This window comes from Amycolatopsis sp. CB00013 (assembly GCF_001905755.1).
GTDB lineage: Bacteria > Actinomycetota > Actinomycetes > Mycobacteriales > Pseudonocardiaceae > Amycolatopsis > Amycolatopsis japonica.
On sequence record NZ_LIWC01000006.1, the window covers coordinates 452,870 to 467,296 of the forward strand.

Annotated in this window: 16 protein-coding genes and 1 tRNA gene; 5 read left to right on the plus strand and 12 right to left on the minus strand. The window is 68.2% G+C overall.

Features of this window, described 5'->3' with window-relative positions; genetic code table 11:
- Window positions 1-11 precede the first annotated feature (11 nt).
- From thrB to argS, 5 genes are read right to left on the minus strand one after another with little or no spacing between them, the layout of a single operon-like run.
- Window positions 12-893: a homoserine kinase gene (gene thrB / locus AMK34_RS35685; protein WP_038508902.1), complete on the minus strand. Its 882-nt coding sequence runs from the start codon at window positions 891-893 to the stop codon at window positions 12-14.
- On the minus strand, window positions 890-1,951 hold the full coding sequence (thrC, locus tag AMK34_RS35690) for a threonine synthase (RefSeq protein ID WP_038508901.1): 1,062 nt from the start codon (window positions 1,949-1,951) through the stop codon (window positions 890-892). Before thrC ends, thrB begins: the two co-directional genes overlap by 4 nt.
- Entirely contained in the window at window positions 1,948-3,258 is a 1,311-nt protein-coding gene (locus AMK34_RS35695) for a homoserine dehydrogenase (RefSeq protein ID WP_073848282.1), read from the minus strand. Before AMK34_RS35695 ends, thrC begins: the two co-directional genes overlap by 4 nt.
- Window positions 3,259-3,261: 3 nt before the next feature.
- A complete protein-coding gene (gene lysA, locus AMK34_RS35700) occupies window positions 3,262-4,695 on the minus strand; it encodes a diaminopimelate decarboxylase (RefSeq protein WP_038508897.1) in 1,434 nt (477 codons plus the stop codon).
- A gap of 6 nt (window positions 4,696-4,701) precedes the next feature.
- Window positions 4,702-6,357: an arginine--tRNA ligase gene (gene argS / locus AMK34_RS35705; RefSeq protein ID WP_073848283.1), complete on the minus strand. Its 1,656-nt coding sequence runs from the start codon at window positions 6,355-6,357 to the stop codon at window positions 4,702-4,704.
- A 203-nt stretch (window positions 6,358-6,560) separates the two neighbouring features.
- On the opposite strand from argS, the gene AMK34_RS35710 reads away from it, so the two are divergent.
- Window positions 6,561-7,352, plus strand: a complete 792-nt coding sequence (locus AMK34_RS35710) for a DUF3105 domain-containing protein (RefSeq protein ID WP_073848284.1) — start codon at window positions 6,561-6,563, stop codon at window positions 7,350-7,352.
- Between the two features lie 9 nt (window positions 7,353-7,361).
- Window positions 7,362-8,060, plus strand: a complete 699-nt coding sequence (locus tag AMK34_RS35715) for a DUF305 domain-containing protein (RefSeq protein WP_038508891.1) — start codon at window positions 7,362-7,364, stop codon at window positions 8,058-8,060.
- A gap of 68 nt (window positions 8,061-8,128) precedes the next feature.
- Here AMK34_RS35715 and AMK34_RS35720 read toward each other — a convergent pair whose 3' ends face one another.
- Window positions 8,129-9,046, minus strand: coding sequence for a cation diffusion facilitator family transporter (locus AMK34_RS35720; protein WP_073848285.1), 918 nt, complete (start codon window positions 9,044-9,046; stop codon window positions 8,129-8,131).
- Between the two features lie 151 nt (window positions 9,047-9,197).
- Window positions 9,198-10,325, minus strand: coding sequence for an epoxide hydrolase family protein (locus AMK34_RS35725; RefSeq protein WP_198941822.1), 1,128 nt, complete (start codon window positions 10,323-10,325; stop codon window positions 9,198-9,200).
- Window positions 10,326-10,522: 197 nt separating this feature from the next.
- Between AMK34_RS35725 and AMK34_RS35730 the strand changes: the two genes are divergently transcribed.
- From AMK34_RS35730 to AMK34_RS35735, 3 genes are all read left to right on the plus strand, one after another.
- Window positions 10,523-10,595, plus strand: a tRNA-Arg gene (locus AMK34_RS35730).
- 191 nt (window positions 10,596-10,786) lie between these two features.
- Window positions 10,787-10,957: a hypothetical protein gene (locus AMK34_RS43060; protein WP_158073315.1), complete on the plus strand. Its 171-nt coding sequence runs from the start codon at window positions 10,787-10,789 to the stop codon at window positions 10,955-10,957.
- Window positions 10,958-11,249: 292 nt separating this feature from the next.
- Window positions 11,250-11,759: a hypothetical protein gene (locus tag AMK34_RS35735; RefSeq protein ID WP_073848286.1), complete on the plus strand. Its 510-nt coding sequence runs from the start codon at window positions 11,250-11,252 to the stop codon at window positions 11,757-11,759.
- A 51-nt stretch (window positions 11,760-11,810) separates the two neighbouring features.
- Here AMK34_RS35735 and AMK34_RS35740 read toward each other — a convergent pair whose 3' ends face one another.
- Genes AMK34_RS35740 through AMK34_RS35760 form a run of 5 tightly spaced genes read right to left on the minus strand, consistent with a single transcriptional unit; the run spans window position 11,811 to window position 14,293 of the window.
- Window positions 11,811-12,371, minus strand: a complete 561-nt coding sequence (locus AMK34_RS35740) for a DUF3558 domain-containing protein (protein ID WP_073848287.1) — start codon at window positions 12,369-12,371, stop codon at window positions 11,811-11,813.
- Window positions 12,372-12,403: 32 nt separating this feature from the next.
- Entirely contained in the window at window positions 12,404-13,135 is a 732-nt protein-coding gene (locus tag AMK34_RS35745; RefSeq protein WP_073848288.1) for a hypothetical protein, read from the minus strand.
- Entirely contained in the window at window positions 13,132-13,515 is a 384-nt protein-coding gene (locus tag AMK34_RS35750) for a hypothetical protein (RefSeq protein WP_073848289.1), read from the minus strand. Before AMK34_RS35750 ends, AMK34_RS35745 begins: the two co-directional genes overlap by 4 nt.
- On the minus strand, window positions 13,512-13,823 hold the full coding sequence (locus AMK34_RS35755; protein WP_073848290.1) for a hypothetical protein: 312 nt from the start codon (window positions 13,821-13,823) through the stop codon (window positions 13,512-13,514). Before AMK34_RS35755 ends, AMK34_RS35750 begins: the two co-directional genes overlap by 4 nt.
- Window positions 13,820-14,293: a YbaB/EbfC family nucleoid-associated protein gene (locus AMK34_RS35760; protein ID WP_241832938.1), complete on the minus strand. Its 474-nt coding sequence runs from the start codon at window positions 14,291-14,293 to the stop codon at window positions 13,820-13,822. The genes AMK34_RS35755 and AMK34_RS35760 overlap by 4 nt, the downstream gene beginning before the upstream one ends.
- Window positions 14,294-14,427: the final 134 nt, after the last annotated feature.

The following is a 14,427-nucleotide window of genomic DNA, read 5'->3' on the forward strand; positions in this document are numbered from 1 at the left end:
TGACCGAGGCTTTACTGAGCCGCAACCTGAACGCCGCCCGGATCGATCGGCAGCTCGGTGACGTCGAAAGACGTAACGTCGACGCCCGCCGGGAGTATTCCCTCGGTCGTCAAGGCGAGCACCGTCGGACCGGCCCCGGAGATGGCCGCGGCCACCCCTTCGGCCCGCAGCGCGCGCACCAATTCGCTGCTCGCCGGGTACGCGGACGCCCGGTAATGCTGATGGAGCCGATCTTCGGTCGCGGAGAGCAACAGGTCGGGGCGCGCGGTCAGCGCGTGCACCGCGAGCGCCGCGCGACCGGCCGTGAACGCCGCGTCGGCGTGCGGGACCCGGTCCGGAAGCAGCCCGCGGGTGGCGTCGGTCGAGGACCGCAGCGCCGGGACGGCGACCACGGGCCGGATGTCGTGATGCGGCTGGAGCCGTTCGGCGCGGAACCGCTCGCCCTCGTTCCACGCCACCACGAAGCCGCCCAGCAGGCTCGCCGCGGCGTTGTCGGCGTGCCCCTCGAACTCGGCCGCCAGCTGCAGGGCGTCGTCGTCCAGGGGCTTCTCAGCCAGCGCGTACGCCGCCGCGACCCCGGTCACCACGGCGGACGCGGACGAGCCGAGGCCGCGGGCGTGCGGGATGGCGTTGAAACAGCGCAGGTGCACGCCGGGCGGCCGGAGACCGAGGTGCTCGCAACCGCGCCGGAAGGCCCGCACGACCAGGTGCGATTCGTCGGTCGGGACGTCGTCCACGCCGCCCGCGCCGACGTCGGTCACCTCGATCTTGAGCCCGGCGTCGGTGATCTGGAGTTCGACGCGGTCGTACAGCGCGAGCGCCAGGCCGAGCGCGTCGAACCCCGGGCCGAGGTTCGCCGAAGACGCCGGAACCTTGATCTTGAGCAGGGTCATCGCAGGTCCAGCGCGGCGGCGACGGCGGTCGGGTCGACGGCGAGCGGCTCGACCTCGACGTTGCCCTCCAGCGCCGTGGCCGGATCCTTCAGACCGTGTCCCGTGACGGTGCACACAACGGTCGAGCCCTTGGGCAGGCGGCCGTCGGCGGCCGTGGCGAGCAGGCCCGCGACGCTGGTCGCCGAGGCGGGCTCGACGAACACGCCTTCCTTGCGGGCCAGCAGCCGGTACGCCTCGAGGATCTTCTCGTCGGTGATCGCCTCGAACAGGCCCGCGGACGCGTTCTTCGCCTTCATCGCGCCGTCCCAAGACGCGGGGCTGCCGATGCGGATCGCGGTCGCGATGGTGTCGGGGTCGGCCACCGGCTCGCCGTGCACGAGCGGCGCGGCACCCGCCGCCTGGAAACCGAACATGCGCGGGGTGTTCTTCACCACACCGTCGCCCGCGTACTCGGAATATCCGGCCCAGTAGGCGGTGATGTTGCCCGCGTTGCCGACCGGCAGGCAGTGGATGTCCGGTGCCCGGCCGAGCACGTCGCAGATCTCGAACGCGGCCGATTTCTGGCCGGCGATACGCACCGGGTTGACCGAGTTGACCAAGGTCACCGGGTAGTCGATCGCGGTCTTCTGCGCCAGTTCGAGGCAGTCGTCGAAGTTGCCGTCCACCTGCAGGATCCGCGCGCCGTGCAGGACGGCCTGGGCGAGTTTGCCCATCGCGATCTTGCCCTGCGGGACGAGCACCGCGCAGGTGAGCCCGGCGCGGGCCGCGTACGCCGCGGCCGAGGCCGACGTGTTGCCGGTGGAGGCGCAGATGACCGCCTTGAGCCCGCTGGCGAGCGCGTGCGTGATGGCCACGGTCATCCCGCGGTCCTTGAACGACCCGGTCGGGTTCGCGCCTTCGACCTTGAGGTGGACCTCGCAACCGGTCAGTTCCGAGAGGTGCGGCGCGGGCAGCAGCGGGGTGTTGCCTTCGCCGAGCGTGATCACCTTCGCGCCGGACGGGACCGGGATCCGGTCGGGATAAGCCTGGATGATTCCTGGCCATGGTTGGGGAATCACTGGTCTTCGCCTTCCACACGCATCACACTGACGACCTGGTTCACCACATCGAGTTTGGCAATGTCGTCCACAGTGGACCGCAATGCCGCGTCCGGCGCCAGGTGGGTGACCACGACCAGGCTGGCCGTGTCGTTCGCGTCGCGCTGGCGCACGGCGGCGATGCTGACACCGTGCCCGGCGAACGCCTGGGCCACCTGGGCGAGGACGCCCGCTCGATCGGCCACGTCGAGACTGACGTGGTACCGCGTCGGCGTCTGGCCCATCGGCCTGACCGGGAGCGCGGCGTGCGCGGATTCGCGCGGGCCACGGCCGCCGACGACCCGGTTTCGAGCCACCGCGACGAGGTCGCCGAGCACGGCACTCGCGGTCGGCGCGCCACCGGCGCCCTGACCGTAGAACATGAGCTCACCGGCGGCGTCGGCCTCGACGTAGACGGCGTTGTACGCGCCGCCGACCCCGGCGAGCTGGTGACCGCGCGGGATCATCACCGGATGGACGCGCGCCGAAACGGATTCGGTGCCGTCGTCGGCGGTGACGCGCTCGCAGATGGCGAGCAGTTTCACCGTGCGGCCCAGCACGTTCGCCGCGGCGAGATCCGACGCGGTGACGTCGGCGATGCCCTCGCGGTGCACGTCGGACGCGGTCACGCGGGTGTGGAACGCGAGCGAGGCGAGGATCGCGGCCTTGGACGCCGCGTCGTAGCCGTCGACGTCGGCCGTCGGGTCCGCCTCGGCGTATCCGAGCCTGCTGGCCTCTTCCAGCGTTTCCGCGTAGCCGGCGCCGGTGGAGTCCATCGCGGACAGGATGTAGTTGGTGGTGCCGTTGACGATGCCCATCACGCGGGTGATGCGGTCACCGGCCATCGATTCGCGCAGCGGGCGCAGCAGCGGGATCGCCCCGGCCACGGCGGCCTCGAAATAGAGGTCGACGCCTGCCGCGTCGGCGGCCTCGAACAGCTCCGCGGAATGCTCGGCCAGAAGCGCTTTGTTCGCCGTGACAACGGATTTCCCGGCCTTGAGCGCGTCGAGCAGCCACTGCCGCACCGGCTCGATGCCACCGACCAGTTCGACGACGACGTCGACGTCCGGGGAGGTCACGAGCTTCGTCACGTCGGAGGTCACCAGCTCCGGCGGCAGCTCGGGGTGCTTGTCGGGGCGCCGCACCGCGATACCCGCCAGCTCCACCCTGGCGCCCGCCCTGGCGGCGAGCTCCCCGGCCTGCTCGGTGAGCAGCCGGACCACCTCGCCGCCGACCGTCCCGCAGCCCAGCAGGGCGACCCTGATCACGCGTCCGTCCACAGTAGACACTTGCTAGACCTCCAGGCGCAGCATGTCGTCCGTCGTCTCCCGCCGCAGCAGCACGCGGGCGCTGCCGTTGCGCACGGCCACCACCGCGGGCCGTGGCTGCCGGTTGTACCCGCTGGCCATCGAGTAGCAGTACGCCCCGGTGGCCGCCACGGCGAGCAGGTCGCCGGGAGCAAGGGTGTCGGGGAGCCAGCAGTCACGGACGACGATGTCGCCGGACTCACAGTGTTTTCCCACGACCCGGGACAGCGCGGCACCCACCTGGCCGTCCCCGTCGTCGTCGGCCGACCGGGATACGAGACGGCAGTCGTACACCGCGTCGTAGAGGGCGGTGCGGATGTTGTCGCTCATCCCGCCGTCGACGCTGACGTAACGCCGGGCGGCCTTGTCGCCGAGCGAGACGTCCTTGATGGTGCCGACCTCGTACAGCGTGATCGTGCCGGGACCGGCGATGGCGCGGCCGGGCTCGCCGGCGATCTTCGGCACCGGAAGGCCCGCGTACTCGCATTCCTTGCGGACGATCTCGCGGATCTGCGTGATCATCTGCGCGGGCGGCGGCGGGTTGTCCTTGTCGGTGTAGGCGATACCGAAACCACCGCCGAGGTCGACGATCGAGAGCTGGTCGAGCAGTTCGGGGCCGTGTTCCTTGCCGAGTTCGGCCAGCAGGCCGACCACGCGGCGGGCCGCGACCTCGAAACCGTCGGCGTCGAAGATCTGCGAACCGATGTGGCTGTGCAGGCCGATCAGCTTGAGCGACGGCGCGTTGAGCACCCGGCGCACGGCCTCGGCCGCGTCACCGGAGGCCAGCGAGAAACCGAACTTCTGGTCCTCGTGGGCGGTCGCGATGAATTCGTGCGTATGCGCCTCGACGCCGACCGTGACCCGGATGAGGACGTTCTGCACGATGTCGTGCCGGGCGGCGACGTCGGCCAGCCGCGCGATCTCGTAGTAGGAGTCGACCACGACCGTGCCGACGCCGGCTTCGACCGCGGCTTCCAGTTCGGAGAGCGCCTTGTTGTTGCCGTGGAAGGTGATCCGCTCGGCCGGGAAGTTCGCGCGCTGCGCCACGGCGAGTTCGCCGCCGCTGCAGACGTCCAGGCTCAGCCCCTGCTCGGCCACCCAGCGGGCGATCTCGATGGACAGGAACGCCTTGGACGCGTAGTGCACGAGCGCCGGGTCGTCGAACGCCTCGGCGTAGTCGGCGCACCGGGACTTGAAGTCGGCCTCGTCGACGACGAACAGCGGCGTGCCGTATTTCTCGGCGAGTTCGCGGACGTCGACACCCGCGATGCGGACGACGCCGTCACCGCCCCGGAAAGTGTTGCGGGGCCAGACTTTCGGGTACAGCCTGTCGAGTTCTTCCGGACTCGACGGCGGGAAACCGGAGGCGTCGGCGTGAGGGTAGACGTCGGCGTGGCGGGGGCCCGCGGGGTGAGCCATTCTGGGTTACATCCGTTCCGGAGCAGAGACACCGAGCACGTTGAGGCCGTTCGCCAGCACCTGGCGGGCGGCCTGGCACAGCGCGAGCCGGGCGAACGTGAGGGGGGTGGCCTCCTCGTCGCCCTGGGGAAGAACACGGCCGACCGTGTAGAACTTGTGGTACGCGCCGGCGAGCTCTTCGAGGTACCGGGCGACGCGATGCGGTTCGCGCAGCTGTGCGGCCCGGCGGAGGACGGTCGGGAATTCGCCGATCGTGCGGATCAGATCGCCCTCGGCGGGCAGCGTAAGCAGGCCGAAGTCGACTTCGCCATCGGATTTCAGTCCGAGGTCGGAAGCGTTGCGCTGCAACGAGGCCAGCCGCGCGTGGGCATACTGGACGTAGTAGACCGGGTTGTCGTTGGAGTGCTTGCGAAGCAGGTCCAGGTCGATGTCCAAAGTGGAATCGACGGAGTAGCGGATCAGCTCGTAGCGGGCGGCGTCCACGCCGACGGTACCGACGAGGTCCTCCATGGTGATCACGGTGCCGGCACGCTTGCTCATCCGGACCGGCTTGCCCTCGGAGACCAGGTTGACCATCTGGCCGATCAGCACCTCGACGACGGCCGGGTCGTCACCGAAGGCGGCCGCCGCGGCCTTGAGCCGGGCGATGTAGCCGTGGTGGTCCGCGCCGAGCATGTAGATGCACAGGTCGAAACCGCGCTTGCGCTTGTCCTGGAAGTAGGCGAGGTCACCGGCGATGTAGGCCGGGTTGCCGTCCTTCTTGATGACGACGCGGTCCTTGTCGTCGCCGTGCTCCTTGGACTTGAGCCACCAGGCGCCGTCTTCGAAGTACAGGTTCCCGGAGTCCTTCAGCTGCTGGACCGAGGTCGCCACGGCGCCGGACTCGTGCAGCGAGTTCTCGTGGAAGTAGACGTCGAAATCGGTGCCGAAATCGTGCAGGCTCTGCTTGATCTCGGTGAACATCAGCTCAATGCCGACCCGGCGGAAGGTCTCGGCCCGCTCGTCGTCGGGCAGCGACAGCGCGCTCGGCTCCTGGCGGATGACCTCGGCGGCGATGTCGTTGATGTAGCCGCCCGCGTAGCCGTCCTCGGGGGCGGGCTCGCCCTTGGCGGCGGCGATCAGCGAGCGGACGAAGCGGTCGATCTGCGCGCCGTGGTCGTTGAAGTAGTACTCCCGGGTGACCAGGCCGCCCTGCGCGGACAGCACGCGGCCCAGCGCGTCGCCGACCGCTGCCCAGCGGGTGCCGCCGAGGTGGATCGGACCGGTCGGGTTCGCCGAAACGAACTCGAGGTTGATCTTGACGCCCGCCAGCGCGTCGCCGAGGCCGTACCTCTCCCCGGCGTCGAGCACCTGCTGGACGATCTGGCCCTGCGCGTCGGCGGCGAGCCGCAGGTTGAGGAAGCCCGGCCCGGCGACCTCGGCCGAGTCGATGCCGTCGGTGGCCGAGAGCGCCTCGGCCAGGGCGTCGGCGAAGTCGCGGGGCTTCATGCCCGCCTTCTTGGCCACCTGCAGCGCCAGGTTGGTCGCGTAATCACCGTGCTCAGGATTGCGGGGACGCTCGATCGTCACCTTCTCCGGCAGCACGGAATCGTCGAGGCCGCGCGCGGTGAGAACCTGCACGGCGGAGTTACGGACCAGGTCGGCGAGAGCTGCGGGAGTCACTCGCGGAATTCTAGGTGTGACCTGGTCCGGGCTTCGCAGCGACCGCCGGAAGGTGTGAGCCAAGCCGGTGATCTTCGAACTGTTCACGGTGATCAGACGCGCGGTCTCTACACTGGCCCGCGCAGGGACCACCCCCTTCGGAGAACGCAGGAGCCATGGCTAACGGGACAACCAGAAAAAAGGGCGCGTCGTCGAAGAACGCGATGAAGGCCGCCCGTAGTTCCGTCGTGTCCAAGAAGGGCACGCCCTGGGGCACGATCATCGCCGTCGTCGCGATCGTCGTCCTGGCTGCCTCGGTGGTCACCTATTACATGGTCGCTTCGGCGCCCAAGCGCGAGCAGAAGACCCGCGAAGAGGCCGCGGCCGCCTTCGCCCCCTCTCAGCAGGACCCGGACCCGTCGAAGCGGATCGCGGGCGTGACCACGGCCACCTACGAGGGCTCCGTGCACGTCAGCGCCGCCGAGCGCGTCGCCTACGACAAGACCCCGCCCTTCGGTGGCCCGCACGACCAGGCCTGGGCCGCGTGCAACGGCGTCGTCTACGAGAAGGCCGTCCGCAACGAGAACATGGTCCACGGTCTCGAGCACGGCGCGGTCTGGATCGCCTACAACCCGGCGCAGATCTCCGGCGACGCGCTGGAGCTGCTGCGCGTCCGCGTCGAGGGCAAGCCGTACACCGTGATGTCGCCGTACCCGAACCTGGACAAGCCGATCTCCGTGCAGTCCTGGGGCCACCAGCTGAAGCTGGACTCCGCCTCCGACGAGCGGATCGACCAGTTCATCGCCGCCCTGCGCACCAACCCGTACGGCGCGTACCCCGAGCGTGACGCCACCTGCGACGCGCAGATCGAGCCGGGCGACTTCGACCCGACCCCGCCGGGGCCGGACGCGAAGCCGATGGACTACAAGGGCAGCGCGGGCACCCAGCCGGACCAGCCCGGCGCCGGTCAGCCGTCCGCGCCCGCGACCCAGCCCTCGGCGCCCGCGAACAAGTAAGTGAGCCAAGTGGACCCCGATCTCCAGGAAGACGTCTCACGGTCGGCCAAGAGCCGATGGCTGGTGATCGGGGCCGCCCTGGTCGTCATGCTGATCCTCGGCTTCGGCCTCGGCGCGCTGACGACCAGGCTGATCGACTCCGAGCCGGAGCAGAAGACCCCGGGCACGGGCTCGGTCGAGGTCGGCTTCGCACAGGACATGTCGGTGCACCACCTCCAGGCCGTCACCATGGCGGGCTGGGCGCGGGACCACACGACCGATCCGGCGATCAAGACCCTCGCGTTCGACATCGAGCGCACGCAGACCGGCCAGGTCGGCCGGATGAAGGGCTGGCTCGGTCTGTGGGGCCAGCCCGAGCAGACGACCGGCGCCTACATGACCTGGATGACCGAGCCGATGGCCGGCCACGGCGGGCACGGTGGCGCCGACATGAAGCCGTCGAACGGCGCCCCGATGCCGGGGATGGCGACGTCGGCCGAACTCGCCAAACTGCGGTCGCTGACCGGCAAGGAGATGGACGTCTTCTTCCTGCAGCTGATGCTCCGGCACCACATGGGCGGGACGGAGATGGCGCAGTACGGCTACGACCACACGTCTATCGCCGACGTGAAGTCGCTGACGCAGAGCATGCTCGTTTCGCAGGGTGCGGAGATGACCCTGATGAAGGGCCTGCTCCAGGAGCGCGGCGCCGCTCCCCTCCCCGCCTGACGCATTTCGTCCTCTGAATGCGGTAGTTCGCTTTGCCGACTACCGCATTCAGAGGACGAAATGCGTGGTTACCAGGAGAGTTCCCGGCAGCGTTGCGCGCACTGGGGCACTTCTATCTGCAAGGTCGCGTGCTCGATCGAGTAGCGGTTCGCCAGGAGGTTCTGCGCCTCGGTGAGCACCTCGGCCTGCTCGACGGTCGGCGCGATGGTGAGGTGCGCCGAAGCGACCTCCATACCCGAAGTCAGCGTCCAGACGTGCAGGTCGTGGACGTCCTCGACGCCCTTCAGCTCGCCGAGTTCGGCCTGGATCCCGGCGACGTCGACACCCTTGGGCGCGTGCTGGAACAGGATCCGCAGCGCGCGCCGGGCGAGGGCGTAGGTGCGGGGCAGGACGAACAGGCCGATCGCGACACCGATGATCGGGTCGGCGTAGCGCCAGCCGGTCAGCAGCGTGATCGCGCCGCTCAGCAGGACACCGACGGAGCCGATCAGGTCGGCGAGGACTTCGAGGTACGCGCCACGGACGTTGATGCTCTCTTCCGCGCCCTTGCGCAGGATCATGAAGGAAACGATGTTGGCGACAAGGCCCGCGGCCGCGGCCAGCAGGACGGGCAGGCCGGGCACGGCGGGCGGGTCGCTGATCCGGCCGATGGCCTCGACCAGGACGTAGCCCGCGACGCCGAACAGCAGGATGGCGTTGCCCAGCGCCGCGAGCACTTCGGCGCGGTAGAAGCCGAAGGTCCTGGTGAGCGTCGGGCCGCTGCGCCGGGCGAGCAGGATGGCCGCCAGCGCCATGCCGACGCCGAGGACATCGGTGAACATGTGCGCGGCGTCGGAGATGAGCGCGAGCGAGCCGGTGGCGAACCCGACGATGAACTCCATGACCATGAAGCCGGCACCGATGACCAGCGCGATCGTCAGGCTCTTGAGGTAGCGGCCTGACGCGCTCGACGGCGCGGCCGTCCCATGCCCGTGCCCGTGACCCATTGCTCCGCCTCTCGTGAAGTCGACAGGCCGAATATATTGTCACATGCGCATATGTGCAATACAGGTGAGCCTAAGTTCACCATGTCTTAAGCCACACAAGGAAGCCATCCCCCAGGAGGGCCTTCCCGAAACCTGAAACCGCCACGCACCGCTACCGAAGCGACCGGAAGAACCCCCGCAACTGGCCGACGAAGGCCTCGGGCTGCTCGAACGCGGCGAAGTGGCCGCCCTCGGCCAACACCTCGTACCAGCGAAGATCGGTGTAGCGCAGCTCCGCCCAACGCCGGGACGGCCGGATGATCTCGCGAGGGAAGATGGAGATACCCGAAGGAACTTCAACGGCGCTGACGTCGCGCTCCTTGTTCTCCCAGTAGATCCGCGCCGACGAGGCCGCCGTCGCGGTGAACCAGTAGACGGAGATCGCGTCGAGCATCTGCCGCCAGGACAACGCCGTCTCGGGCGAGCCGTCGTTGTCGGTCCACTCCCAGAACTTCTCGGCGATCCACGCGGCCTGCGCCGCCGGCGAGTCGGTGAGCCCGTAGCCCACCGTCTGCGGACGCGTGGCCTGCTGCTGCGCGTACGCGGACCCGACGGCGCGGAACCGCGCGAGGTCGCCGATCGCCGCCTTCTCCTCCGCCGTCGGCTCGCCGAGAACGGACTCGTCGTACGCGACGCCCGCCATGTTCACGTGGACGCCGATCAGCCGCTCCGGGGCCTCCTTGGCGAGCATGTTCGTCACGCCGGCACCCCAGTCGCCGCCCTGCGCGGCGTACCGCTCGTAACCGAGCCGCCCCATCAGCTCGTCCCAAGCCCGGGCGATGCGCTCGACGTTCCACCCGGTCGACGATGGTTTGTCACTCCAGCCGAACCCCGGCAACGACGGCGCCACGACGTGGAACGCGTCCACGGGATCGCCCCCGTGCGCGGCGGGATCGGTCAGCGGACCGAGCACGTCGAGGAACTCCACGACCGAACCCGGCCAGCCGTGCGTGAGCACGAGCGGTGTCGCGTCCGGCTCCGGCGAGCGAACGTGCAGGAAGTGGATGCCGAGACCGTCCACAGTGGTCTTGAAGCCCGGGAAAGCGTTGACCCGGGCGGCCAATCCGAAGTCGTAGTCCTCCGCCCAATACCGGCACAACTCCCGCGCGAACTCCAGCGGGACCCCCTGTTCCCAATCGTCGACAGTGGCAGGCTCGGGCCAGCGCGTCGCGCGTAGCCGGATGCGCAGGTCTTCGATGTCGGATTCGGGGATCCTCACCTCGAACGGTTCGATCACCAGGTCCTCCCAGTTCGTCGGTACCACCAACGCTACGCATTTCGGCTGCCCAACGGCTCACTCTTGCGCCTGAACCAGCTGAAAGACCTGGTCAGAGCCATCCAGGGCCGCCTCGTCGAGCGCCGCGCCGGTTAACGACCACCACTCGCGAGAGCCCGCGGGGACATGCGCTAAGCTTCCAACGTCGCTCAGGCGGCAACGCCCTCGTAGCTCAGGGGATAGAGCACTGCCCTCCGGAGGCAGGTGTCGCAGGTTCGAATCCTGCCGAGGGCACACTGGTGAACAGCACTTTCGGCTGTTCACCCACATCGATCAAACCATGATTCGTGACATGGACTCTCCAAAGAGCTGGTCTCGCGCCTTTAGCCAGCTTCCCCCGATTGCGTATTGCCTCTCGAAGTCGTTCGGCAGTCCCCGCGATTCGATCGACGAGTCAGGCATGGCGAAATCATAGATTGAGCCCCATGAGCCAGCCGATCGCTCAGGCCACCATCCGGGTCAGGATCGTCGAAGGGCACTTCCTCATCGAAGACGAAAACATCGACCCGCCGACTTTCCCGGCTTTCGACGGGGCCGATGACTGGCTGCTCACCACCGACAACCAGATCGCTGTCTGCAGCGCTTCGGGGGAATAGCACGTCCCCGAAGCGCTGCTTCAGCGGTGGACCACCACACCGGGTGGCTACGCGGAAGAACCCAGTTGAATGGCAATGAGACAGCTCGCTTCCGACTGTGATGGGCCAGACGCAGCGGCCTGAGATCGCTCAGGCCCAGCAGCGACGTCGGCTCTGGACCTGACCGATCCAGACCAGCACATCCACCTTCCGCGCGGGAACGCAAACAAGAGACCATGGCCTAGAAGTAGCTTTGCTGCGCGTGGATGATGGTGGATATCCTCACCTTCACCCACGCGCAGCAAGGGCCACGATGACCGACGCCGCTCTCCTGCTCCGCGAGACCGGAAGCCCCTGGATCGGCTACCACCAGTTCATGCTGTTCGACGTCGAGTCCACCGAGGCCCGGCCGGCAAACCTTGCCCCGGCAGGGGACGGGGCTATCGCTGTCAGCGGCCATGGAGGAGGCAGGTTCTTCACCTTGGGTGAGATGACGGATGTCGTGGTGGACTTCGAACTCTGGACAGCAGATCCCGCGCCGCCCACGTCACCGTTCGAAGATCGGTTCGACGGGGCTTTCACCGTGGACACGGGTCGCGTCGTCCTCGGCTCCGTCACCGGCTCGCCAGCGGATGTCGTCATCGACCTTCCCGTCCCCGGCCCTTTCCAGCTACGCGCGTTCCGCAGCAGCGCCCCCACCACGAACGCCGACTTCCCGGATCTCGACTATCGACACGAGCGATGGCTGCTCCAGGCCTGGCCCTCCAGCGCACAGACATCACTCCGTCACGACGCGGAGGCTACGAGCGGCTTCGCCGTCTAGCGTCACGCCCCAGCCGACTTCGTTTCCTGGATCAGGGCCGGGCCGTCGCGTCTAGCCGCGAAGGTTGTCGATGACGAACTCGGCGATCTTCGTGACCGCACCACAAGGATCGTTCTGCCAGGGACCCGCTTCCGGCTTTCCCCGTGTGTTGGTCTTGATGTGTACCAATGTGTTGTCATCGACGCCGAGAACGAGCCTGCACGCCAGAGGCCCTTCGTCTCGCTTTGTCGAGATGTTCTCCTCGACGTCCACGATCACCGCGGGGTAGCCGTTGATCGTCAGCTCTTCCCAGTGGTTGCCGGTATCGCGGCCTCGGGCGCGGTCGCTGTACAAGGTGCTGATGCTCTCCCGCAGCGGCGGGAACCAGGATGTGGTCACGTCGACCGAGCGGCCGAGCACGATCAGGCATTGGCCTTGCCGGGTCTGTTCGTGCTTGCCCTCGCCGAAACCGATGCTCCGCAGCTGCTCCACAGTGATCGCCGAGCACGGATCGGCAATGAACTTGTTGCCGTTCAGTTGTGCGGGGATAGGCGGGACCGACACCGACGGTTCCGGCGGCGGAGGCGGCGGGCTCGTTCCGCAGCCGGCCAACACCGCCAGGCCACCGGCCATCAGCAGGGCGAGCCCTCGGGCGAGACGACGTGTCACGAAGGATCGGCCCCCGGTTTGATCCGCCAGCGACGGGGTTCCCCGACCACCTCGGCACTCGTGCCGACATCCGGGATCTTGGGGAACGTAGTCTCGATGGCCGTCAGCTCGAGACCGCTCCCGACCAGCGCTCCGATGTTGGTGATCATGCCGGCGAGGAGGGTGTTGCAGTCACGCCAGAACTTCTCGAACGCCGAGTTGATCGCGTCCACGAAGTCCTTGGCCGACAACACCGCCAGTGGCGGGACGACCAACGACCCGAGAACGATCGCGAACTTCCCGCTCAGCTGCGCGAGGTTCGCCGCACAGTTCCCGAGCGCGAGCAACAGGTTCTTGTACGTGTCGATCACCGTGATCGCGACCGTGCTCACCGTTTTGGTCAGGCTCGTGACGGAGGCCTGCCCCTTGGTCAGGCTGTCGACGGCCATCCCTGAATACATGGAGTACTGGTCGAACGCGTCCCCATGCCACGCGGCCGTCAATGACAGCTTCGTGTCATTGACGATATCGGCCGCGTCCTTCAGCTTGCTCTGCTTGGCGAACGCCTCAGCCAGCCTCAACGCCTTTTCCAGGTTGCCAGCGACGAACACGCGGAGCTTGTCGAGCAGCCCGATGATCCCGTGCGCGCCGATCAGGTCCGCGTACTCCCGGATCTTCGCGTCCGCGGCCTCCGGATAGGTCATGGTGGCGAGTTCCGCGGCGGCCTGGCCCGGGTCGGAGGTGGTCACTTGATCTCACCCTCCAGCTTCTTCATCCGGTCGTACGCTTCCTGATCCAGCTGTTCATAGTGGTTCGCGGCCTTGCCCAACGCCGCGCTCAGCACGGCGAGCTGGGCCGAATTCTCGGCCGTGATCCGTTGAATCGTGTCGATGGCCGCGTTGTACCGGTCCACCGTCCCCAGGCCGTTGAGCCCGGGCATCAGGTTCGTCGCCGTCCCCGGCAAACCCAAGTCATGGGGGCCGAGCGCGACGTCTGCCAAGTCCACGATCGCGAAGTTCTGCAGCAGTCCCGCCGCCTCCGCGATCGCGTCGGCCGCGGCCCGCAACTTCTCGGGGTAGACGTGATAGCCCTGACCGGGACCGGGGTCGAACGGATCCGGAAAGCTCATACCAGCCGCTCCTCATCCCGAACCACAGCGATGGCCGTCTCGTACCGCTGGGCCGCGGTCTCCTCCGCCCGCTGGATCCCCAGCAGCAACTGACGCGACAGACTCGGCGCGCTGTAGTCCTTCATCGCGGCCACGTCCACCGACACATCGACCAGCTCACCAGCCCCGGTCACCGTCACCGACCCCAGCTCCCCGGGCAACGTCCACGTGACGCGATCCCGCGCCGCGCTCATCGCGGCCTGCTCGACCGCGGCCACCGTCGCGTCGATTTCTCGCGCCAGGTGATACAGCTCGTCCTGGTAGCTCACCAGCGGTCCCGCCCCTCGTCTTCGAGATCAGCGTCCAGGAAGTCGAGCTGATCGAAACTCTCCTCCTCGACCTCCCCGGTATCGGGACGCGCTCCACGTGGCTCGGCCGCCGCCGCGGCACGGGGAGCAGATGACGCCGTGACGTTGTTCCTCTGAGGTGCCACAGGATTAGGGGCGGGTTCGGGCATCCACTCCTGGTCCTTGTCCACCACCGCGCGGACCTTGGCGACACCGACCTCGGCGGCCGCCCGCCGGGCCGCCGACACCGCCTCCAGCACCGCGGGCCCCAGCCGCTGTGGATGCGTACTCCGGATCACATGATCCGCGATCGTCAGATCCACCAGTTCGCCTCGGCCGGTCACCACCGCCGAGGCGATACCGTCAGCCGATCGCCCGGTAAACCGGGCCTGCTCCAGCTCAGCATCAAGATCACCAGCCTGCTGCCGCAGCTTGGCCACATTCAACGACACGCCGGCTCGCCTCCCCGTCGCCCGACATACCCCTTACAGCCGCCCCCACGGCTTGACCGCGACGCCCGCGACTACTACACGAGCGTAACCGGCCGAGTGGCCAGCGTAGTCGAGCCTCAATCCTGTGTCTCGTC

Excerpts from the sequence above, each read along its gene's own strand:
- AMK34_RS43060 (WP_158073315.1), top strand. The coding sequence starts at position 10,787 with ATGAGCCAGCCGATCGCTCAGGCCACCATCCGGGTCAGGATCGTCGAA.
- lysA (WP_038508897.1), bottom strand. The coding sequence starts at position 4,695 with ATGGCTCACCCCGCGGGCCCCCGCCACGCCGACGTCTACCCTCACGCC.
- AMK34_RS35720 (WP_073848285.1), bottom strand. The coding sequence starts at position 9,046 with ATGGGTCACGGGCACGGGCATGGGACGGCCGCGCCGTCGAGCGCGTCA.
- thrB (WP_038508902.1), bottom strand. The coding sequence starts at position 893 with ATGACCCTGCTCAAGATCAAGGTTCCGGCGTCTTCGGCGAACCTCGGC.
- AMK34_RS35735 (WP_073848286.1), top strand. The coding sequence starts at position 11,250 with ATGACCGACGCCGCTCTCCTGCTCCGCGAGACCGGAAGCCCCTGGATC.
- AMK34_RS35750 (WP_073848289.1), bottom strand. The coding sequence starts at position 13,515 with ATGAGCTTTCCGGATCCGTTCGACCCCGGTCCCGGTCAGGGCTATCAC.
- AMK34_RS35740 (WP_073848287.1), bottom strand. The coding sequence starts at position 12,371 with ATGGCCGGTGGCCTGGCGGTGTTGGCCGGCTGCGGAACGAGCCCGCCG.
- AMK34_RS35710 (WP_073848284.1), top strand. The coding sequence starts at position 6,561 with ATGAAGGCCGCCCGTAGTTCCGTCGTGTCCAAGAAGGGCACGCCCTGG.